The 22124-nt window shown below is 72.6% G+C and carries 18 protein-coding genes; 9 read left to right on the forward strand and 9 right to left on the reverse strand.

Features of this window, described 5'->3' with window-relative positions:
- Positions 1-272: 272 nt before the first annotated feature.
- A complete protein-coding gene (locus EV284_RS14065; RefSeq protein ID WP_242625678.1) occupies positions 273-4376 on the forward strand; it encodes a hypothetical protein in 4104 nt (1367 codons plus the stop codon).
- 718 nt (positions 4377-5094) lie between these two features.
- Here EV284_RS14065 and EV284_RS14070 read toward each other — a convergent pair.
- From EV284_RS14070 to EV284_RS14085, 4 genes are all read right to left on the reverse strand, one after another.
- The gene (locus tag EV284_RS14070) at positions 5095-6117 is read right to left on the reverse strand and encodes a PD40 domain-containing protein (protein WP_130333829.1); all 1023 of its coding nucleotides are present in this window, start codon (positions 6115-6117) and stop codon (positions 5095-5097) included.
- A 33-nt stretch (positions 6118-6150) separates the two neighbouring features.
- Positions 6151-7413 (reverse strand): MFS transporter, encoded by a 1263-nt coding sequence (locus EV284_RS14075; RefSeq protein WP_207229027.1) that lies wholly within the window; start codon positions 7411-7413, stop codon positions 6151-6153.
- A 1-nt stretch (position 7414) separates the two neighbouring features.
- Positions 7415-8302, reverse strand: coding sequence for an alkaline phosphatase family protein (locus EV284_RS14080; protein ID WP_130333831.1), 888 nt, complete (start codon positions 8300-8302; stop codon positions 7415-7417).
- A gap of 157 nt (positions 8303-8459) precedes the next feature.
- Positions 8460-9446, reverse strand: coding sequence for a helix-turn-helix domain-containing protein (locus tag EV284_RS14085; protein ID WP_130333833.1), 987 nt, complete (start codon positions 9444-9446; stop codon positions 8460-8462).
- A gap of 141 nt (positions 9447-9587) precedes the next feature.
- Here EV284_RS14085 and EV284_RS14090 point away from each other — a divergent pair, with 141 nt between their 5' ends.
- The 5 genes from EV284_RS14090 (at position 9588) to EV284_RS14115 (ending at position 13676) form a co-directional block, all read left to right on the forward strand.
- Positions 9588-9989 carry a hypothetical protein gene (locus tag EV284_RS14090; protein WP_130333835.1) on the forward strand — a complete coding sequence of 134 codons (402 nt, stop codon included), beginning with the start codon at positions 9588-9590 and terminating at the stop codon, positions 9987-9989.
- A gap of 49 nt (positions 9990-10038) precedes the next feature.
- Complete coding sequence (locus tag EV284_RS14095; protein ID WP_130333837.1) at positions 10039-10461, forward strand: hypothetical protein; 423 nt, start codon at positions 10039-10041, stop codon at positions 10459-10461.
- A gap of 56 nt (positions 10462-10517) precedes the next feature.
- Entirely contained in the window at positions 10518-11258 is a 741-nt protein-coding gene (locus EV284_RS14100; protein WP_130333839.1) for a D-Ala-D-Ala carboxypeptidase family metallohydrolase, read from the forward strand.
- A gap of 267 nt (positions 11259-11525) precedes the next feature.
- A complete protein-coding gene (locus EV284_RS14110; protein ID WP_130333841.1) occupies positions 11526-13064 on the forward strand; it encodes an N-acetylmuramoyl-L-alanine amidase in 1539 nt (512 codons plus the stop codon).
- A 75-nt stretch (positions 13065-13139) separates the two neighbouring features.
- A complete protein-coding gene (locus EV284_RS14115; RefSeq protein ID WP_130333843.1) occupies positions 13140-13676 on the forward strand; it encodes a DoxX family membrane protein in 537 nt (178 codons plus the stop codon).
- A gap of 58 nt (positions 13677-13734) precedes the next feature.
- On the opposite strand, the gene EV284_RS14120 is transcribed toward EV284_RS14115, so the two are convergent.
- From EV284_RS14120 to EV284_RS14135, 4 genes are all read right to left on the reverse strand, one after another.
- Positions 13735-14562, reverse strand: coding sequence for a glycoside hydrolase domain-containing protein (locus tag EV284_RS14120; protein ID WP_130333845.1), 828 nt, complete (start codon positions 14560-14562; stop codon positions 13735-13737).
- Positions 14563-14979: 417 nt separating this feature from the next.
- Positions 14980-16017 carry a rod shape-determining protein gene (locus EV284_RS14125; protein WP_130333847.1) on the reverse strand — a complete coding sequence of 346 codons (1038 nt, stop codon included), beginning with the start codon at positions 16015-16017 and terminating at the stop codon, positions 14980-14982.
- A 141-nt stretch (positions 16018-16158) separates the two neighbouring features.
- Complete coding sequence (locus EV284_RS14130) at positions 16159-17637, reverse strand: acyl-CoA synthetase (RefSeq protein ID WP_130333849.1); 1479 nt, start codon at positions 17635-17637, stop codon at positions 16159-16161.
- A 38-nt stretch (positions 17638-17675) separates the two neighbouring features.
- On the reverse strand, positions 17676-18734 hold the full coding sequence (locus EV284_RS14135; RefSeq protein WP_130333851.1) for a MerR family transcriptional regulator: 1059 nt from the start codon (positions 18732-18734) through the stop codon (positions 17676-17678).
- A 152-nt stretch (positions 18735-18886) separates the two neighbouring features.
- On the opposite strand from EV284_RS14135, the gene EV284_RS14140 reads away from it, so the two are divergent.
- Positions 18887-19765 (forward strand): hypothetical protein, encoded by an 879-nt coding sequence (locus tag EV284_RS14140; protein WP_130333853.1) that lies wholly within the window; start codon positions 18887-18889, stop codon positions 19763-19765.
- Positions 19766-19768: 3 nt separating this feature from the next.
- Here EV284_RS14140 and EV284_RS14145 read toward each other — a convergent pair whose 3' ends face one another.
- Complete coding sequence (locus EV284_RS14145; protein WP_130333855.1) at positions 19769-20326, reverse strand: hypothetical protein; 558 nt, start codon at positions 20324-20326, stop codon at positions 19769-19771.
- A 138-nt stretch (positions 20327-20464) separates the two neighbouring features.
- On the opposite strand from EV284_RS14145, the gene EV284_RS14150 reads away from it, so the two are divergent.
- Both EV284_RS14150 and EV284_RS14155 read left to right on the forward strand, forming a co-directional pair.
- The gene (locus tag EV284_RS14150; RefSeq protein WP_130333857.1) at positions 20465-21238 is read left to right on the forward strand and encodes an IclR family transcriptional regulator; all 774 of its coding nucleotides are present in this window, start codon (positions 20465-20467) and stop codon (positions 21236-21238) included.
- Positions 21235-22080 carry an SMP-30/gluconolactonase/LRE family protein gene (locus EV284_RS14155; RefSeq protein WP_130333859.1) on the forward strand — a complete coding sequence of 282 codons (846 nt, stop codon included), beginning with the start codon at positions 21235-21237 and terminating at the stop codon, positions 22078-22080. The genes EV284_RS14150 and EV284_RS14155 overlap by 4 nt, the downstream gene beginning before the upstream one ends.
- The last annotated feature ends 44 nt before the right edge of the window (positions 22081-22124 follow it).

Genomic DNA, 22124 nt, shown 5'->3' on the forward strand with positions numbered 1-22124 from the left:
GCGTACGGGGGTTACGAATAGGCGCCCCAGGTCAAGAACGCCACAACGCGTTCAAGAATGGCAAAATCGCCCGTACTTCGTGCGCGGGACCCGCACACCGCCCGAATGATTTCAGCCACCGGTTGTCCATATAGAGCAGCCGCAGGTAGCCTCCTCGCGCCTATCGACTCTTTTCTCATCGGACCCGATCTGGGGGGCAGATGTCCGGCCTTTTCCGCCTGCACCACATGAATAGACGAACCAAAAACAAATCACGGAGACGCGGCCGGGCGTTGGCCCTGGTATCCGTCGGCGCGCTGTCGCTCTCCCTGGTGCCGGCGTTGCCCGCCGTGGCCGCCGGAGACAGAAACCAGCCGGTCTCGACCCCGGCCCCGCCGCTTCCGTCCACCCGTCCGGACGGTCCGCTGGGCACAACCATCGCGCCGGACGACTCAGGCCTGTCCCTGGATCAGCAGACGGCTCTGGCAACCGCCCAGAGCAAGGCCGGGTCCACCGGCAGCCCCGTCCAGGTGGACGCGCTGACTACCGAGAACGCCACAGTGCGGGCCAACCCGTCGGGCACTGTCACCTGGACCACCAGCCTGCTCCCGCAGCGGGTCCGTCAGGATGACACCTGGGTCCCCGTCGACGCGACCCTGCGCCGCAATGGTGACGGCAGCTACAGCCCAGCGGCGTCCGCCGAGCCGCTGACCTTCTCCGGCGGTGGCGACACGGCTCTCGTGTCCATGACGAGCGGCAAGGCGCAACTGGCCTTCTCCTGGGCGCAGTCGCTGCCGCAGCCGACGGTGTCCGGTGCGACGATCACCTACCCGGACGTCCTGAAGGACGTGGACCTCCGGCTTACGGCGAACACGCTCGGGGGTTTCTCCGAACTGATCGTCGTCAAGACCGCCGAGGCCGCTGCCGACCCCGCTCTGGCGACTCTGAAGCTCACCACCCATGCCAGTGGCGTCACGGTGTCCGACGACGGCCACGACAACCTGGAGGCCACTACCTCTTCCGGCCAGGTGATGTTCAGCGCACCGCAGCCGATGATGTGGGACTCCAGCTCCGGCACCGCACCCCAGCACGCGGCTGTCACGCGGATGTCGGCAGCCGCTGCCACGGCAGCGGGCGATACCGCCTCGGGCCCGGGAATCGGCGCCAAAACAGCCCGTGTCGCCGACGACGTCACAGGCATCACGTTGTCCCTGACTCCGGATCAGGAACTCCTCGCCGGTTCCAGTACCCGTTACCCGGTCTACATCGACCCGAGCTGGAACCCGCACTACGCCTCCGGCGGCAAGCAGCACTACGTGGAGACGCAACAGGGCTGCCCCACAGCGAAGAACTACGACTCCACCCAGTACGGCGACCCCGGCGTCGGCTACAACAGCTGGTCCGGGTGCATCGGCACCGAGCGCTCGTACTTCCAGCTCGCCATCCCGTCCTCCGTCTGGGGCACGCACATCGTGTCCGCCACGGTCGATGCCAAGGAGAACTACTCCGCCAGCTGCAGCCTGTCCTCCGATGTCAAGCTGTACCTCTCCGGGGCGATCGGTTCCGGCACCACGTGGAACGGCCGGCCTTCGCTGTCCAGTCTCCTGGCCACCAAGAGTTTCGGACCCGCTTGCACCAGCGAGCCCTCCGGCGGTTTCTCCGTGACCTCGACGATCGCCAAGAAGGCCGCCGCCAAGGACTCCAGCTGGACCTTCGCCCTGGTGAACAGTCATGAGGGCAGTGGGGACGGCAACTACTTCAAGCGCTTCGCCAACAACCCCTCGATGTCCATCGAGTACAACCACGTGCCCGGCAAGCCCAGCAGCCTCGCCGCGAAATTCGGCACACACTCGGTGGGCTGCGGCACCGCTGCCCCCTATCCCGTCATCGGCAAGACCCTCGTCACCACCCCACCGACACTCAACGCCGTCGTGAGCGACGGCGACAAGGACGCGCTGGCGGCGACCTACAAATACTGGGTCAACAGCGGGACGGCCACCACGACGGCCAGCGCCACCGTATCCAGCGGCCAGAACGCGCCCAAGCAGTTGTCGTCCTCGTTCATGAGCGGCCTCAAGAGCGGTGACACGGTCGGCTGGAACGTCACGGCGACCGATGGCAAGGACACCAGCGCCGCCTCGTCGAGCTGCCACTTCACCGTGGATCTGACCGCTCCCGCTGAGCCCACCGTCAAGGACAAGGACAGCACCTACCCGGAGGACTCCCCAGGCGTCACTCCCGCGGGAACCCCGGGGCACTTCACGCTCAGTACCAACAGCGCCACCAAGTTCCTGTACCGCCTCGACGTCAGCCCGGCCACGTCCAACACCCCCAGCTCCCAGGTGGCCACCGCGACGAGCAACAGCGCGACGATCTCGGTCACCCCTACAGCGCCGGGAACGCACACCCTCTACGTCTACGCCGTCGACTCCGCCGGCAACGTCTCCACTCAGCAGCAGTACCAGTTCACCGCGCTCGGGCACGCCGGGAAGACGTACGCCAGCCTCAAGGACGCCTTCAACGACACCGCTGTCACGGACAACGCGAACCAAGCGGCGGCAGACGCGGACGGTGTGGGGGCCACCATGTCTTTGCAGGACTTGAAGGCGGCAGGCTGGCAGCCCGGCGGACGGATCACCGTGGATGGAGCCACCTTCACCCTGCCGAACTTCACGGCGTCCGCCGGCGACAATGTCATGGCCGCGAACCAGACCATCCAGCTGAGCGGGAGCGGCCGGTCACTGGTGTTCCTCGGCTTCTCCACCTACGGGTTCGTCAGCTCCCAGCGCGCAGAGGACGACTACTCCAGCCCCGTGATCCCGGACGGCACCTCCGTGGGCGGCACGGAATGCACGCTCGGCAACGGACAGTACGAGGACTGCCGGGCCGGTGGCCCCTACGGTACCGTCACCTACGCAGACGGCAGCACCTCGGCCTACCATCTGACCGTCCCCGACTGGGTGTACGGCTCCAACGCCCTGGCCGCCGTCACCCTGCCCCACCGCAACCACAGCAGCGGCAGTCAGGAAGCCCGGAGCACCAACGTCTACGCCTTCGCCGTCCCGCTCAAGGCAGGCGCCCAGGTCAGCTCGGTCACCCTGCCGGACCTCAGTGACAGCGCCCGGCAGAACGTGCCCGGCCTGCACCTCTTCGGCATGGCCCTCCGTGACACCACCACCGCGCCCGCGGGCGCCAGGTGGACCGGCGCGTGGAGCGCACCCAACGAAGGTGCCTTCAACTACGAAGGCACCGACTACAAGGACCAGACGTTCCGGATCGCCGCAGCCCCCAGCGTCTCGGGGTCCAGCGTCCGAATCCGCCTGTCCAACGCTCTCGGCCGGACCCCGCTGACCATCGACCACACCACGCTCGCCACTCAGTCGTCGGAGTCCGCTCCCACCGCCGCACCGGTCGACCTCGCCTTCAACGGAGGCAGCAAGACGGTCACCATCCCCATCGGCGGCGAGGCCTACAGCGACCCGATCACCTTCCCGGCCACGCCCGGCAAGCGCCTGATGGTCAGCCTCCATCTGGCGAGCACCGCCGCCTACCTCGTCCAGCACAGCTGGGCCGGAGCGGCCGCGCAGTACGTCAGTGCGGTCGGCTCCGGTGACCACACCGCCGACACCGGCACTACCGCATTCACCGCCAACGGCGCGCAGTGGGGCGAGTTCACCGACATACTCACCGGCATCGACGTGGTGACCAGCGGCAACCAGCCCACCGTGGCGGTGCTCGGCGACCACCTCACCGACCCGTTCGCCGCCGCCACCAAGCCCGGCCTCACCACACCCCGCGTCTCCGACGACCTTGCGACTGCCCTGCAGACGAACGATCAGGGAATTCCGCAGTACGGAATCGTCGCCTCCGGCATCGAGAACAACCGGGTGGCCACGGAACAGAGCCAGCAGGGCGGACCGGCCCTGTTGACCCGTCTCGACCGGGACGTCCTGTCACTGCCCGGCATCAGTACCGTCGTGGTCGACGAGGGACTGGAGGACGTCGTCGCGGGCACGGACGACATCACTCTGGAGCTCGGGTACGACCAGCTGCTGGCCCAACTGAGGGGTTGGGGCATCAAGGTCGTCCTCGCCACGCTCACCCCGTGCCATGGGTACTCCCCCTGCACGTCGGGGGTCGACGACAACCGCGTCGACACCAACAGCTGGATCACCGACCAGGTGGACTTCAGTACCCCGACCGTGAACATCCTGGACGCCGAGTCCGCCGTGGGCGTACCGGACACCTCGAGCACGGCGGATCCCACGCCGCTGATGCTGGGTGCGGAAGCCGCGCCTGGCGACTTCGACACCGGTGACCACGTCAACCTCACCGCTGGGGGCTACCAGGCCATCAGCAGCCTGGTGGACCTGAGCACCCTGGGGCCCGACAACTGAATGTGCTGATCATCAGGTGGCTCCCTCGTGTGCCGGACGGGGGAGCCACCTTCGTTGTCGGAGGTGTGAGTAGTCGGAACGCCCGCGTCCGTCATCGCCGCTCAGGGGCGAACACCGGTGGGGCGGCCCCTCAGCGGTGCGGTACGAACCGCACGGCAGTGCGGTCGCCGGGGATCGAGACGGATCAAGCTGGACACAGCAGGACGTGGATGCCGGGATCGGTATGGGCGCCGGCGGCCGCGCCCGGCCGCCTCTCCAAGGCTCCGCGACTTCGGTGCTCCCTTACTCACTCGCCCCGACGACACCCACTGCGTAGAGCAGTCCCAGTACGACGAGAACGCCCCCGAGGGCCCGGAACGCAAGGTGGTTGCTTCGTCGGAAGTGGCGCCCTGTGGCCCCGCTTACCTTGGGAAAGAACAAAGCCGCCACTGCGCCAAGGGCAGCGATGATCAATCCGACAAGAGCATGCATGGGGACTCCTCGACGTCCTCGGGGTGGGCGCCCTGGCCAAGCGCCCGCCCCCTGGTCACTACTTGCTTGTCCTGCCCTTGGCGTACTTGGTGGCCGTGCCTCCCGCGATGGCGGCGAATACCGTGCTTGCCCTCCGTCGTCATGGATATGAGGGTGCCCCCGGGTTCCCCGTTGAGGCCCCCGTCGGTTCCGGTGCCGGCCTGCCGGGCTCGTGCCCGCCGGCTCACCCGCAGCACCCCGCGCTCGCCTAGTCCACGTACGCCGGAGACACCGCCGCCGTTGCCACGCGGTGGGCCTTGCCCGTGCCGTCGGCCGGGACGGTGTAGAGGTCGGCGCCGTAGTCGCCCGGGAGCGCGTAGGTCAGGGTGTGGTTGTCGCGCCAGACCAACTGGTCGTCGACGCTGCGGGGTTCGGCGAGAGCCGTTTCGTGGCCGGTGCTGAGGGTCAGGACGTACAGGTGCCAGGGGGCGTCCTTCGGGGCGCCCCTGACGCGCTTCTTGTAGGCGACGCGGGTGCCGTCCGGGGAGAGGGACGGGCACTCGACGTTCTCGTGCAGCGTGGTGAGGGTGCGGGTGCGCAGGTCGCCGCGGACCAGGTAGGTGCCGCCGTGCGTCGCCATGGTGGCGTAGAAGGTGCGGTCGTCGGCCGCGAAGGTGACGCCCCAGAAGTTCACGTCCGCCGCCCGGTAGGGCCGGCCGTCCTTGACGACCCGGTACGCCTCCAGGGTGGGGGTCAGCCTGCCCGTGCGGGTGTCGACGATCGCCGCCCGGGTGGAGAAGGCGGTACCGGCGTACGAGTCGCCGCCGACGAAGGCCGTCCAGGCGGCGAAGCGGCCGCTGGGGGAGACCCGGGCGCGCGAGGGGATGCCGGGTACGTCGTAGTGGGCGCGCTCCTTCAGCCCGGCGTCCAGGATCACCGCGCGGTAGGTGTCCCGCACCGGCCCGTGCACCGCCCGCAGGCACACTCCGGTGCCCGAAGAGGCGTAGAAACGCAGGCACTTGACGCCGGACGCGGTGCGCGGGCCGGACGGGTCGGCGGCCGGGGCCGACACCAGCTCGTCGCGGTGCGGGCCCCATGCCATGTTCCGGAAGACCACGCGGGGGCCACCCCCGGTCAGCGTGAGCCGTCCGGTGGTGATCCGCGGACCGCCGGGGCGGACCTGGTCCCGCCGGTCGGCCCTGGCCGACGCGTGCAGCACGGAGGCCGCCGCGACAGCTACCAGGACGACGAGCGCCGATACCAGGATCAGGACGCGGGAACGCAGGGTCATGCGGGCCCTTCCGGGGAGGATGGGGGACGGGGGTCAGCCCTGGCTCTGCGGTGCGACGGGGCGCAGGACGAGTGCGACGAGGCCGCACAGCGCCAGGGCGGCGGCGGAGCCGGTGAGCGCCGCGCGGTCGCCCCACGCCGTCCACGCCGCGCCGAAGGACAGGGAGCAGGTGAAGCGGGCCAGCGCCTGGCCCGTCTGGACCAGCGCCAGGCCGGACGAGCGCAGCTCCGGCGGCACGCTGTCGGCGGCCGCCGCCATCAGCACCCCGTCGGTCGCCGCGTAGAAGGCGCCGTGCAGGAGCAGGACGGCGTACGGCAGGGCGGGGCCGTGCCAGGAGGAGAGGAGCAGGCCGTAGGCCAGAAGGAGGGCGAGGTGGCCGGTGAGGAACATCCGCCAGCGGCCGATCCGGTCGGCGATCCGGCCCAGGGGCACCGCCAGCAGGAGGAAGGCCGCCGCCGTGCCGAGCGGCAGCAGGGCGAACCAGCGGTCCGGCACGCCGAGCCGCCGTTGCAGCAGCAGGTAGACGAACGAGTCGCTGACCGTGGCGAGTCCGAGCAGGAGGGCGCAGACGGTGATGCGCCGCAGGTCCCGGCGGCGCAGCAGGGCGAAGGCGGCGCGCAGGGTCGCGCGGGTGGCGCTCGGCCCGGTGGGAGCGGCCGCGCCTCCCGGTACGAAGAGCACCAGTACCAGGACACCCACCACCGCCACGCAGAAGCTCACGGTGAACACCGCGTCGTAGCCGTCGACCGTGGCCCGCAGGACGAGGAAGGCGGCCAGCGGGCCGAGCAGCGCGCCCGCCGTGTCCATCGCCCGGTGCACACCGAAGGCGCGGCCGCGGGTCGCGGGGGTGCTGGACAGGGAGATCAACGCGTCGCGCGGGGCGGTGCGCAGGCCCTTGCCGGTGCGGTCGAGGGCCAGTACCAGGCCGATCGGGGTGAGCGTCTGGGCCACCAGCAGCAGCGGCTTGCAGGCCGCCGACAGCGCGTACCCGGCGCCCGCCACCCACTTGTGGCGCCCGCCGCCCCGGTCGGCGAGGTGACCGCCGGCCAGCCGGACCAGTGCCGAGACGCCGTTGTAGACGCCGTCGAGCAGCCCGAAGCCCAGCGGGGAGAGGCCGAGGCCCGCCACCAGGTACAGGGGCAGCACGGCGGTGACCATCTCCGAGGAGACGTCCGTGATCAGGCTGACCGTGCCGAGCGCCAGCACGGTGGGCGCGACCGCGGTGAGGCGCCGCCCGGCCCGGGGCCGGACGGCGTCCGCCGCGGACGCCGTCGAGCGGCTGTCCGCTACGTACATGTCACGCAGTCCAGATGCCGGTGATGTCCTTGGCGGAGGCCGCGTTGCCGGCGTGCGGCAGGCCGTGCATGTCCTCCAGCGTGCGCAGCAGGTCGTAGTGGTTGTACGTGGTCGACGAGGTCGAGCCCGCCGTCACGCTCTGCCCGTACAGCACGGTCGGGATGCGGTTGCCGCTGAGCCGGTTGTCCTCGTCGAAGGTGACGACGAGGAGGCTGTTGTGGGTCTTCGCCCATGTCGCGTACGCGCCCAGCTTGTTCTTCAGCCAGGTGTCGCCCGTGGAGACCGAGCAGTCGTGCATGTCGCTGCACAGGTCGGGGACGACGAACGAGACCTGGGGGAGCGTCGCGTAGTCCGTCGGGAACTGCGCGAACGTCTTGGCGCTGGACGTCGGTACGTTGCTGAAGCCGAACCACGGGTTGTGCTTGCGGGCGTAGTCGCCGCTGCCGCACGTGGTCGAACCCTGGCTCGGCAGCGTCTCGTTGTAGCTGGCCCACGACTTGCCCGCGCCGATCAGCTCGGAGGCGAGGTTGGGCGCGGAGGAGAAGCCGGGGGTGTAGCAGCTGTCGTCGGTGATGCCCTGGGTCGAACCGGAGAACAGGGCGAAGTAGTTGGGCTGGCTGGGATGGGTCTCGCCGTAGGACGCGGTGAGGTTCGCGCCGCCGGTGCGCAGCGAGTTGATGTACGGCGCGCTGGAGGAGCCGATCACCTGGCTGTAGGCGTGGTTCTCGAAGACCACGACGACCGTGTGATCCGGGGTCGGGACGGCGGCCGCGGCCCGGGCGGGCGAGGACCCGCCGAGCCCCGACCACAGCCCGGCCGCGGCGGCGACGAGAGCGAGCGCGGATGCCACGGCGGCACGGCCGCGACGGTGGACGTTTCTGCCGGACACTTCTGACCTCCGGTGAGGGAGCGGGGGCATGGACGGTGCGGCATGAGCATGTACGCGCCAATCCAGCCTGGCCCCACGGCATCCGTCCCGCCAGATGAAATCCGGATGAACGCCGGCTCCCCGCGCCCGGCTCCCTGCTCCCCCTCCGGCCCCCCGCTCAGCGCGCAGCCTCCTGCACGTTCCGGCTCAGCATCGTCGCCCCCAGCAGGGTCAGCGTGTGGATGACGGAGTTTCCGTGGCGGTGGCTGGTGATGAGGCCGGCGTCCCGGAGGGCGGTGGTGTGGTGGGTGGCGGTGGCGGGGGTGACGCCGGCGCGGTGGGCCGCTTCGGTGGTGGTGGCGCCGGCGGCGGTCGCGCGGAGGACCCTTGCTCTCGCCCGGCCCAGGAGGATCTCCAGGGAGGGTGAGCCCGAGGTGGGCCGGGGCGGTTCGTGGTGGAGGGAGTAGGCGAGGACCGGGGGCAGGGCGGGGTCGGCCAGGGAGACCGGGCCCTTCCAGCAGAAGTAGGAGGGGATCAGCAGCAGGCCCCGGCCGCGGAGGCGGATGTCGTGCTCCGTCGGGTAGGTGCCGATCTCCAGCCGGGGGTGCCGCCAGCGCACCGCCGGGCCGAGACCGCTCAGGAGGCCCTCGGTGCCGCCGTCGAGCGAGTGCCGGGCCAGCCGGACGCGCTCGGTGTGCACGCCCTCGTGCATCCACTCCTCGTGCGGCTCGATCACCGCGCGGTGGTAGGCCCGCAGGACGCTCACCAGTTCCGCGCGCGGCCCCCTCTCCGGCAGCCGGGCGAGGTGCGGGGGTACGCGCCGTATCCGGGCCAGCGCCGCCAGTTCCGCCGTCACCCGGGTCGGAGGTGTCGCCAGGATCGCCGTCAGCCCCGCCTCCAGCCCTGCGGCGCCCTCCAGCGGGGTGAGGAAGTCCGGCCAGTACGACGCGCGCGGATACAGCGGGAGCAGGAGCTGCCGCACCGCGCTCTCCAGCCCCGCCTCCCGTAACCGCTCGCGGGCCGCGCGGTACCAGTGCGCGTAGGCCCAGCGGCCGGCCGGTGTCTGGAAACGGTGGAGGCTCGCGGCGATCTCCCACAGGGCGTGCGGAGCGGCGGCGACCCGTGTCCTGGCCAGATCCTCGGCCGAGAAATGGAAGCGAAGCAAGCTCAACACCCTTTCCACCGGCGTTATTTGACCCTGTTCGAATGAGCATGACAGCCGAAAGCGCACACCGGAGCATGAACTCGCTCCGTCGCGCCGATCCCCGAGGCACCATCCGTATCTTCCGCGACCCCAAGGAACCCGATGGCGAAGATCCTCACCCACCCGGCCGCGGCGGCGGCCCTGCTCGCGGCCCTCGCCGTCTCGGCGCCCGCCACCGCGTCGGCCGCCCCCGCCGACACGTCCTCGGCGGCCACCAGTTGCTACGGCGGTGCCGTCACCGTCAGCTACGGCGACGCCGTCGAGTTCGGCCCCTACACCACGACCTCCCGCTGCGCCGACATCAACCTCCGCATGGTCGGCGGCGACGCCGAATTCGTCTGGGCCTGCGTGAAGTTCACCCGCGTCGGCGAGTGCAACTACTGGACCAAGGCCGGCCGGAGCTGGCAGACCATCGCCACCGACGTCAAGGACGGCAGCAAGTTCACCGTCCCCCTCGGCGTCGACCTCGAAGGCTCCTCCGCGCGCGTCCAGATCGCCTTCTGACACCCCTAAGGGCCCCCGTACGGGGGCCCCTCAAGTGATCGGACCCACCATGACCCGCATCCGGAGAACCGCGGCCGTCCTCGTCGCCACCACCGCCCTGCTCGCCGCCGGCGCCACCGCCCCGGCCGTCGCCCAGCCCGAGAAGGCCGCCGCCGCCACCTCCTGCTACGGCGGCGCCGTGTCCCTCACCTACCGCTACTCCACCGCCGCGGTCGAGTACGGCACCTACACGGCCACCTCGCGCTGCTCCGACATCAACATCAAGCTCAGCAGCTCGGCCACCGGCTTCCTGGACGCCTGCGTCGTCTTCGTGGACCACACCACGCTGTGCAACCACGACAACACCTACTCGACGTTCGGCCCCCAGTGGGCGACCGTCGCCACCGACGTCAAGGACGGCACCCGCTTCAAGCTCCGCGTGCACGCCTACGACACCGACGCCCAGAACGTCCCGTTCCAGCTCGCCTTCTGACCGCAGACGCCTTTCGGCCGCAGACGCTTCCGACCGCAGACACAAGGGAGTTCACGATGACCTTCGCTCCGAACCGCCGCACCGTCCTGCGCGGCACCCTCGCCGCCACGGCGGGCCTCTTCGCCGGGCCGGTCCTGCTCTCGGGCAGCGCGCAGGCGTACAACTGGACGCGGACCCTGAACCAGGGCGCCACCGGCGCCGACGTGACCGAGCTGCAGATCCGGGTGGCCGGCTGGGCCGCGGACTCCGCCTCGCAGTCGCGGGTGAGCATCGACGGCGACTTCGGTCCCGGCACGGCCGCCGCGGTGCGCCGCTTCCAGGCCGCGTACGGACTCTCGGCCGACGGCAGCGCCGGGCCCGCCACCCAGGCGCAGCTCAACGCCCTCGAGCAGTCGGACGGTTCGACCGCGCACTTCAACTGGAGCGAGTTCTACGACCGTTCGAGCGGCAACTTCAACGGCGGCAAGGTGAGCGCGGCCGCCGTCAAGGAGAACGCCCGCCGGGCCATGTACAAGCTGGAGGCACTCCGCAAGAAGCTCGGCAACGTGCCGATCACCGTCAACTCCGGCTTCCGCAGCATCGCGCACAACGCCGAGATCGGCGGCGCCAGCGACAGCATGCACCTCTACGGCACCGCGGCCGACCTCGACGTGCCCGGCGTCGCCAACCGCACCGTCTACCAGAAGGCCGAGACCTGCGGCTTCTCCGGCCTGGAGCGGTACGACGTCGACCACCAGCACGTTGACAGCCGCGCCGACCTCGGCCGCTCCTGGTGGTGGGAGAGCGGCACCATCTGACCCGCCGCGGCCGCGGGGGGGGGGGGCGCCCCCCGGGGCCCCCCCCCCCCCCCCCCGCCCCCCCCCCCCCCCCCCCCCCCCCCGGGGGCCCCCGGCCCCCCCCCGGCCCCCCCCCCCCGGCCCCCCGCCCCCCCCCCCCGCCGGGGGGGGGGGGGGCCCCCCCCCCCCCCCCCGCGGGGGGGGGGGGGGGGGGCGGGCCCCCCCCCCCCCCCCCCCCCCCCGCGGCCGTCCCCACCCGGCACCCCCCCACCGGAAGGTCACACCCCCATGCCCCGCATACCCCTGGGCCGCGCGGCCCTCGCCGGTCTCGGCACCCTGGCCGTGATCGCCGCCGCCGTGCAGCCCGCCGCCGCCGCACCCCGGACGGACAGATCCGAGGGCCCCGTCGCCCGCGCCTTCAGCAGCGCGGCGGCCGAGTACGGCGTCCCGCGCGACCTCCTGATCGCCCTCGGCTACAGCGAGACCCACCTCGACGGCCACCACGGCCTGCCCAGCCAGGCGGGCGGCTACGGCGTGATGCACCTGGTCAGCAACCCCGACCAGCACACCCTGGAGCTGGCCGCCCGGCTGACCGGGGAGACCGCGCGCGAGCTGCGCACCGACACCGCCGCCAACATCCGGGGCGGCGCCGCCGTCCTGCGCTCCTACGCCGACCACGCCGGCCTCGGCACGGCCGAGCGGCGCGACACCGACACCTGGTACCCGCTCCTCGCCCGGTACGGCGGCGCCACCGACCCCGCCACCGCCCGGCTCTACGCCGACACCGTCTACACCTTCCTCGCCCAGGGCGTCACCGCCCGCGCCGAGGGGGGCGAGAAGCTGACCCTCCCCGCCCGCGAGGTCGCCCCCGAGCGGGGCAGCCTCGCCCCGGCCGCGCAGAGCCCCGACTACCCCTCCGCCCTCTGGGTGCCGGCCAGCACGGCCAACTACGCGGTGGGCCGCACGGCGGCGATCAGCAAGGTCGTCATCCACGTCACCGAGGGCTCGTACGCCGGGACCATCAGTTGGTTCCAGAACCCGTCGGCGCAGGTCAGCGCGCACTACGTGGTGCGCTCATCGGACGGCCAGATCACCCAGACGGTGCGCGAGAAGGACACCGCCTGGCACGCCCGCTCCGGGAACGCCAGCGGTATCGGCATCGAGCACGAGGGGTACGTCGACAACCCGAGCTGGTTCACCGACGCGATGTACCGCTCCTCCGCCGCGCTGACCGCCTCGATCTGCGCCCGCTACGGCATCCCCAAGGACCGCGCGCACATCGTCGGCCACTCCGAGGTGCCCGGCAACGACCACACCGACCCCGGCCCGAACTGGAACTGGACCTACTACATGCAGCTGGTCGGCGGCAGCACCGGCGGCGGCGAGGTGCAGCTCAGCTTCCCGTCGTACGACACCCTGCGCTCCGGCTCCACCGGCGCCCAGGTCTCGGCCGCGCAGTCGCTGCTCAACGCGCAGGGCTTCGACGCGGGCACCGTCGACGGCAGCTTCGGCACGAAGACCGGCTCGGCCGTGACCGCCTTCCAGAAGGCCCGCGGCCTGGACGCCGACGGGGTGGTCGGCGCCCGTACCTGGACCGCGCTGCTCTCGGCCGGCACCACGCCCGCCCTCAGCCAGGGCAGCTCCGGCGCCGCCGTCCAGCGCCTCCAGCGGGCCCTGACCGCTGCGCTCGGGCGGACGGTCACGGCGGACGGCGACTTCGGATCGGGCACCCAGCAGGCCGTGCGGGACTACCAGACCAGCCGCTCGCTCGGCGTCGACGGTCAGGTCGGACCGGCCACCTGGGGCGCGCTGCAGGCCGGACGCTAATAGCCTGGGAAGGGACGTGCGGGGGGAGACACCCATACCTTTCGAACCAGGTGGGGGGTCTTCGGAGCATCGGCCATGACCACTACGCGCACCTACCGACCCGCCGGCACCACGGACCGCGCCGCGTTCGGCTCCGCCGCCGACTGGGGGCTGCTGCTCATCAGACTCACCTTCGGTCTGCTGATGGCGGGCCACGGGGCGCAGAAGCTGTTCGGGATCTTCGGCGGCCCGGGTCTGACCGCGACCGCCAAGGGGTTCGAGGGCCTCGGTTTCCGGCCGGGGAAGGTCTTCGCCACCATCGGCGGGCTGTCCGAGCTGCTCGGCGGGCTCGGCCTGGCCGTCGGGCTGCTGACACCCCTGGCCGCCGCCGCGCTGATCGGCGTCATGATCAACGCGATGGCGCTGGTCACCGGCCCCCACGGCCTGTGGGAGTCCGACGGCGGGGTGGAGTACAGCGTCTGCATCGCCGTCGTCGCCCTGGGCATCGCCGCGATCGGCCCCGGCCGGCTGGCCCTCGACCGGTTCTTCCCGTGGGGCCGGGGCGGGTGGTGGCCGGCCGCCGTCGCTCTCGGCCTCGGCGGCATCGGGGCGGCGATCACGCTCAGCCTCTAGGGGGCGCCGACGGGTTGCCGCGCGTGAACGGTCACGCGCGGCGGGCCCCCGCGTCCCGCTAGCCGACGATTGCCACCGGCGCGTCCCACGCGCTGCGGTCCACCGTGATCGTGTAACCGCCGCGCGACTCCTTGCTGTTCACCATGTACTGGTGGGCGCGGCTGTGGTCGGTGAACGTCTTCGGGTCCCAGGGCCAGTCGGCCGTGGTGGTGTTCTGCTTGTCCCACAGCGCGTACCAGAGGTTGCCCGGCAGGTCGGTCTTGTCGGCCGGCGTCGCCACCGCCTTCGCGCTGGAGCTGGTGAAGCCGTAGTAGGCCGCCCGGTAGACCTTGCCGCGCAGCGTCTTGGTGAAGGAACGGACGTAGGACAGCACGGCGTCGTTGCACGCCTTGTCGGTGGTGTCGTACGGCTCCATGTCGAGGTAGATCGCGCTGCCCGGCTTCATGCCGAGCGCCGACGCCTTGGCCACCGCGTCCTTGGCGTCCGTGGCGCCGAGCGAGGCCGCGTTCGTGGCGGTCATCTTCTCCGGGTTGGCGCTCTTCTGGCAGGGCGGCTGGGCACCGACGTAGAGCGGGATCAGCTTCCAGCCCTGGGAGTTGACCGTCTTCACCCAGGACGCGGTGAGGTTCGGCTGGGCGCAGCCGCGGTTCTTGCCGCCGACGTAGACGGCGGCGGCGCCGTAGAAGCCGGTCTTCCACGCCTTCATCGCGGCCGCGGACGGCGCGGTGCAGGTGTCGAAGGCGCGGCCGGTGAAGGTCTTCTGCGCGGGCCACACGGTGGCGGCGCTGGACACCTGCGCCGCGACGCCGGCTCCGGCGACGACCGCGACACCGGCGGTGGCCCAGGCGACGTAACGACTCTTCTTGGACAGCCGATGGCTGGACATCCCCACCCCAGATGCTCATGGCCCACGGCGCGGACGGCGCGGCGCGGGGCGAACGACGTGACTCCCGTACGGCGGCCGTCCGGCTCCCCGGCGGCGGGCGTACGAAGTGACAGCACTCTAATCCAAGGGGTGGGTACGGGCGTTGCGCGCCCGGTGTGCCGGGTCCCCGGCGGCGGGCCGGAGAACGGGGTGATCGCATTCTTTCGGCCGGGCGGGCTTGGGGCGGTCGTGTAATGGGCACCGTCCTCCTACCGGTGTTCGGTGTCGGTGGGGAGGAGGGTGACGTGGAGCGTCAGATTCGCGTGCGGGTCAGTCGTCGGCCAGCGGCTCCGCGGGGCCAGGAGATCGACCGCAGGACGCCGTCGGGGCGCGTCCTGCCCTATTGAGACCAGGGCCGCCGCAGCGGACCGAAGGGCTTCAGGCGGCCAGCGGGGTCAGGACCAGCGGGGCGATCCGTCCTTCCAGCATGGCGCCCAGACCCTGCACGGCGCAGATGTCGGGGCGGTCCGCGATGTGCACCGGGATGCCGACGGCCTCCTGGAGCATCTTGTCCAGGCCCGGCAGCAGCGCGGTGCCGCCGACCATCATGATGCCCCGGTCCACCAGATCGGCCACCAGGTCCGGGGGGCAGTCCCGCAGCACCTTGCCGATGCCGTCGAGGACGGCCAGCAGGGGGGTGTGGATCGCGTCGCGCATCGCGGCCGTGTCCACCCGCACGCTGCGGGCGAGGCCCGTGGCCACATCGCGGCCGTGGATCTCGGTGGACACCGGCCCCTGCGGGGTCAGGCCGTTGTCCGAGAGGGCGATCTGGAGCGGGCGCACCGACTGGCTGGGCAGCATCAACTCGTGCTCGTACCGCAGGTGTTGCACGATCGCCCGGTCCACCGCCTCACCGCCCACCGGAATGCGCTCGGCGGTGACGATCGAGCCCAGGGACAGCACCGCGACCTGGGTGGCCGCCGCCCCGCACACCATGATCATGCTGGCCTCGGGGCGTTCCACCGGGAGTCCGCAGCCGACGGCCGCCGCGATCAGGGTGTCCACCAGCTCCACCCGGCGCGCGCCGAGCCCGACCAGCGTCTCGATCGTCGCCCGGCGGGCCAGCGGGTCGGCCTCGTGCGGGGTGCAGGCCGCCGCGCGCAGCCGGGGCTTGCGGCGCAGGGCGCGGCGCATCCGGTCGCCGATCAGATGCCGCAGCATCCGCTGCGCCATCTCGATGTCGACCACCGTGCCACCGGACACCGGCCGCACCACGCGGATGTACTGCGGAGTGCGCCCGGTCATCTGCTCCGCGAAGTCACCGACCGCGATGAGGGCGCCGGTGCGGGTGTTCACGGCCGCCACCGAGGGCTGGTCGACGACGAGCCCGGCGCCCTTCACATAGACGCGGGTGCGGGCCGCGCCCAGGTCGACGGCGAAGTGGCAGCGGCTCAACTGCTCCAGGCTGACGGTCACGGCAGTTCCTCCCGAGTGCGCTGACCATGGGCGGGCCGCCTGCTTCGGCGGGCCTCACTGGAGATCCTGCGCGGGCACCGGCGCGGGTGCCTTCTGGAGGGGGCCGGGCGGGGCGCCGCTGAATGGGGGTTTCCGGCGCGGCTACGCCGTGTCGGGCCGGCCTTCCGGGTCGGGGAGTGCGGGGGGTGTCAGCGCCCGCTTCATGACCTTGCCCATGTCGTTGCGGGGGAGGGCGGGGACGAGGCGCAGTGCGCGGGGCCGCTTGTGCGGGGCGAGGCGTGCGGCCACATGACCGGCCAACTCCGCCAGCGCGGGCGGGGCTTCGGGGTCCGACGGCACCACCCAGGCCACCACCCGTTCGCCCAGGTCCGCGTCCGGTTCCCCGGTGACGGCCGCCTCGGCGACCGCCGGGTGCTCCAGCAGCGCGTTCTCGATCTCGCCCGCCCCGATCTTGTAACCCCCGCTCTTGATCAGGTCGGTGGCCTTCCGGCCGACGATGCGTACGTACCCGTCGGCCTCCCGCACGGCCACGTCCCCGGTGCGGAACCAGCCGTCGGCCGTGAAGGCGGCGGCGGTCGCGTCCGGCCGGTTCAGATAGCCGGTGAACAGGTTCGGACCGCGCACCTGGATCTCGCCCACGCTCTCCCCGTCCCGTGCGGTCAGCTCGGTGCCGTCCTCCTCCACCAGCCGCAGCTCCACCCCGGGCAGCGGCACGCCGACCGTGCCCGCGCGGGCCTCGCCGTCGACGCGTACGGAGGTGTTCATCAGGGTCTCCGTCATGCCGTACCGCTCGATCACCCGTCGGCCGGTCGCCGCTGCGATCCGGTCGTGGTCGTGCACGGGCAGCGCGGCCGAGCCCGAGACCAGCAGCCGGGCCCGGCCGAGCGCCTTCGCCAGCTCGGGGTCGAAGGGCAGGGCCTCGGCCAGCCGGTGGTACATCGTGGGCACGCCGAACACCATGGTCGCGCCGTCGTTCAGTTCGCGGGTCACGCCCTCGGGGGAGAAGCGGCCCAGGTGGCGTACCGAGCCGCCGCGCCGCAGCGGGCCGAGGACGCCCAGCACCAGCCCGTGCACATGGAACAGGGGCAGCCCGTGCACCAGCACGTCGTCCCCGGTCCACCGCCAGACCTCGGCCAGCGCGTCCAGGGTCGCGGCGAGCGCCCGGCGCGGGACGACGGCACCCTTCGGCGGGCCGGTGGTGCCGGAGGTGTAGACGATCAGCGCCGGGTCCTCGTCGGCGTAGGTGTCCTCGGGGACCCGCCCGGTGCCGGAGACCTCCAGGCGGGGCAGGCCCGCGAGGACGGGCGGGAGTGCGGCACCGGGCGCGGTCAGCACCAGCGCCGGGTCGCAGTCGGCGAGGATGTGCGCCAACTCCCCGTCGCCCGACTTCGGGTTGAGCGGCACGGCGGCCGTTCCGGCGAGCAGCGCCCCGGTGACCGCCACGGCGGTCTCCAGCTCCGGCGTCGCCCACACCGCGACCCGGCGAAGGCCCCGCAGCCGCCCGGCCACCGCCCCGGCGGCGGAGGCGAGTTCCGCGTACGACAGCGACCGGGCGCCGAAGCGCAGCGCGGTCCTGCCGGCCGTCCGCGGGTCCGTCAGGGCGGGGAACAGGGAGGACACGAGGGGACTCCTTCGCTGCCGGTCACGACATCCCCTTCCTACCCCACCGGCGGCACCACGTCCCCGACCACACAGCTCACGTTGTCCGGCCCGCCCGCCGTGTTGGCCGCGTCGACCAGCGTCCGTACGGCCGTCTCCGGGTCCGGGGCGGCGGCGAGCAGCTCCCTGATCCTGTCGTCGGGGACCACGCCGGTGAGGCCGTCCGAGCAGAGGAGATAGCGGTCGCCGGGGCGCGCCTCGTGCAGCCGGAGGTCGGGATCGGGGTCGGCCCCCAGGGCCTTCAGCAGCAGGGACCGCTGCGGGTGGCTCTCCGCCTCCGCCGGGGTCAGGCGCCCCTCGTCCAGCAGGGACTGCACCACGCTGTGGTCGTGCGAGATGCGGAACAGGCCGCCCTCGCGCAGCAGATAGGCCCGGCTGTCCCCGATGTGCGCCAGGGCCAGCCGCGACCCCGTCCACAGCAGCGCGGTCAGCGTGGTGCCCGCGCACTCGTCCCCCTCGCGGACGTCCCGTACGGCGTCGCTCGCGCCCCGCACGGCGTCGGCCAGCAGGTTCAGCACATTGCCGGGGCGCGGCCCGTCCTCCTCGTCGAGGAACCGCAGCGCCTCGACGGCGGCCGCGCTGGCGAGCGCCCCGGCCCGGCCGAAGCCGTCGGCCACGGCGAGCAGCCTGCGGCCGGCGTGGACGGTGTCCTGGTTGGCGGGGCGGACGTGCCCCCGGTCGGAGTGGGCGGCGCAGCGCAGTTCCAGCATGGTGGGTCCCTCTCTCGGTATCCCGGTCAACTCCGTCACGAGGAACGCGGCGAGATCCCGCCGCACGGCCGTCTCCGCCTCCACACCGGCCCAGTACGCCCGGACCTCCCGCGCCGCGTCCGCCCCGGTCAGGGCGGACACCGCGCGGATCCGGGCCAGCGGCATCCCGAGCCGCCGCAGCCACGCCGCCAGCCGGGCCCGGTCCAGCTGGGCGACGGCGTAGTAGCGGTAGCCGGTGTGCGGGTCGACGCGGGCGGGGCGCAGCAGGCCCAGCTCGTCGTAGAGCCGCAGGGCCTTGGGGGAGAGCCCGCACGCCTTGGCGAACGCCCCGATGGTGAGCAGGTCCATGTCCGTGCGGGCTCCCTCGAAAGGCCGGTTCCTCGCTTCGCCACCGATGCTGGGGCTTCACCGAAGGGGAAGGTCAACAGGGGTGTTCCGGTTCCGGTGCGGTTGCTAGCCTCGCGATCACCGAGCCGACGCAGACGACCAGGGAGCCCGCCGTGCCGCGTATCGCCCTCGCCACCTACGACCCCGGCACCGCGCCCAGCAGGGACCCCGACCTGGCCGGGCTGACCGCGGAGTTGAGGGCGGCGGGCGCCGACGCGGAGGCCCGGTTCTGGGACGACCCCGACGCCGACTGGGCCGACTACGACCTCGTCCTCATCCGTTCCACCTGGGACTACACCTGGCGCACCGCCGAGTTCCTGGCCTGGGTGGACCGCGTCGACGCGCTCACCCCGCTGCTCAACCCGGCCGACGTGGTCCACTGGAACGCCGACAAGCGCTACCTCGGCGAACTGGCGTCGGCCGGTGTGCCGACCGTCCCCACCCGGTACCTCCCACCCGGCGCCGAGCCCGACCTGCCGACCGGGCACGAGTACGTGATCAAGCCCGCCTCGGGCGCGGGAGCCCGGTACGCGGCCCGGTACACACCGGAGGAACGCGAACGCGCGGTACGGCAGTTGGCGCACATGCACGCCGAGGGCCTCACCGCGATGGTCCAGCCCTACATGCGAGGCGTCGACCACCACGGCGAGCGGGCCCTCCACTTCTTCGGCGGCCGCCTGCTGCACGCCAGCCGCAAGGGCGCCGTCCTCGTCTCCGGCACGCCCTTCGACGCCGAGAAGACCGCGCACCCGAAGCGGGAGAAATGGCAGCCGACCGGAGCCGAACTGGCAGTCGCCGAGCAGGCATTGGCGGCCGTGCCCGGCGGTGCCGAGCGGCTGCTCTACGGCCGGGTCGACCTGATCGACGGTGAGGACGGGCAGCCCTGTGTGCTGGAGCTGGAGGTCATCGAGCCCCACCTCTTCCTCGACCTGCACCCCGAGTCGGTGCCCCGCGTCGCCCAGCTCATCATCGAGGCGGCGAAGGGAAGTTGAGGATCAGTCCCGCAGGGCCGTCCGCTGGAGCAGCCCCCAGGTGAACTCGGCGGCCATCTCGTGCCGTACCCCGTCCCGGTCGGGAGCGGTGAAGGCCAGCGCCTGGCGGCCCGGGGCGGTGCCCTGGACCGGGCGGGCCGGGGCGAAGGCGCGGGCCACCTCCTCCACGGTGCAGGACCACGGGGTGAGGTCCTCCAGCGTGCTCAGTCCGGGGGCGGGGGCGCCGGGGGCACGCACCAGCCACTCGGTCAGGACCGCCCCGCCCGGCCCGAGGAGCAGCTCGAAGCGCAGGTCCGGCCAGAGGGACAGCGTCCACCGCCACGCCTCGCACTCCAGATCACCGACCCGGCGCGGCTCGACCGACTCCGGCTCGCCCAGCATCGCGCGATACCGGGACAAGGCCGGGCGTGACCTGGGCGAACGGGCCATCGCCTGCCAGTGCTTGTTGGCCTCCCGCATCTCGGTCGCGGAGGCGCCGAGCCGCCTGCGGGCGTCCTCGGCCAGCTCCGGATTGTGGTCGGCCATGCGGCGCAGCAGCACCAGGGAGAAGTCGCGAGCCATACCCTCCATGGTGCCGGGCGAGCGGGCGACCGTTGCCCGTCCGACCCGCTGTGACTAGCCTGTGTTCGCCCCACCGGTCGCCGGTCGGGGTATCGAACACGGGCCGCCGTGCCCGCAGAGCAGGCGAGGAGGCCGGACGTGGGACGCCTCGTACCCGCCGTGACGCGGGCTTTCGACATCCTGGAGCTGTTCCTCGACGGGGACGGCACGCTCTCCGCGCCGGACATCGTGCGCAGACTCGGCCTCCCGCGCACCACCGTGCACGAGCTGGTCACCACCCTTACCGCCCGCTCCTACCTGGTACCGGTACCAGGACAGCCCGGCCGCTACCGGCTCGGCGTGCGCCCGTACCAGCTCGGCAGCCGGTACGCCGAGCAGCTCGACCTCGCCGCCGAGGGCCGGGAGGTGGCCCGTACCGTCGCCGAGACCTGTGACGAGACGGTCCACGTGGCGCTGCTGGAGGACACCGACGTCATCTACATCGCCAAGGTCGACTCCACGCACGCCGTCCGCATGGTCTCCGCCGCCGGGCGCCGGCTGCCCGCGCACTGCACGGCCGTCGGCAAGATGCTGCTGGCCTCGCTGCCCGCGCCGGAGCTGGCCGCACGCGTCCCCGACGGCGCCGAACTGGCCGCGATGACCCCGGACAGCCTCACCGATCCCGCCCGGCTGCGCGAGGCGCTCGCGGAGATCCGCCGCCGGGGTGTCGCGGTGGAGCGGCGGGAGTCCAACCCGGACGTGAGCTGTGTCGCCGCCCCGGTCCGCGACCGCACCGGACGGGTCGTCGCCGCGCTGTCCATCTCGGTGCCCACGGTCCGCTGGAGCGAGGAACGCCGTACCGAGCTGGAGGCGCTCGCCGTCCGGGGCGCCGCCGAACTCTCCGGGCGGCTCGGCCACCGGGAGGCGGCGTGAGCGGCTACGAGGTCGCCGTCGCGGCCGAGGCGGAACTGGGCGAGGGCCCGACCTGGGACCCGGCCACCGCCCGCCTGCTCTGGGTCGACGTCCTGGGCAGCCGCGTGCACACCTACGACCCCGCCACCGGCCGCCGCACGGTCCGCGCCGCCGGCCAGCACGTGGGCGCCGCCAAGCCCCGCGCCCACGGGGGCCTGGTGCTCAACCTGCGCGACGGCGTCGCCCTCCTCGACCCCGACGGCGCCTTCCGCTGGCTGCACCGCGACCCGGTCCCCGGCCGCCGCGCAAACGACGCGGCCGTGGCCCCCGACGGCTCCCTGTGGGCCGGCACCATGCGCTACGACGAGGCCCCCGGCGGCGGCACCCTGACCCGCCTGACCGGCGACGGCACCGCCACCCCGGTCCTCACCGACGTCACCGTGAGCAACGGCATCGGGTGGAGCCCGGACGGCACGCTGATGTACTACGTCGACAGCCCCACCCGGCGCGTCGACGTCTTCGATTACGACGGCACGGGGGTCCGGAACCGGCGCACCCTGGCCGTCGTCGAGGAGGGCGCGGGCTTCCCCGACGGGCTCACGGTCGACGCGGCCGGCTGCGTCTGGGTCGCGCTGTGGGACGGCGGAGCGGTCCGCCGCTACACGCCCTCCGGCGCCCTCGACCGCGAGGTCCGCCTGCCCGTCCCGCGCACCACCGCCTGCGCCTTCGGCGGCCCCGGCCTGAGGGACCTGTACGTCACCACCGCCCGCGTCGGCCTCACCGCGCCCCCGCCCCTGTCGGGCTCGGTGCTGGTGGTGCCTGACGCGGGGGAGGGACTGCCGCAACCGCCGTTCGCGGGCTAGAGAGCGTCCGCGGCGGACGTGGCCGCCGCGTCACGCCGCGCGCC

Source organism: Streptomyces sp. BK022 (genome assembly GCF_004217355.1).
GTDB lineage: Bacteria > Actinomycetota > Actinomycetes > Streptomycetales > Streptomycetaceae > Streptomyces > Streptomyces griseoluteus.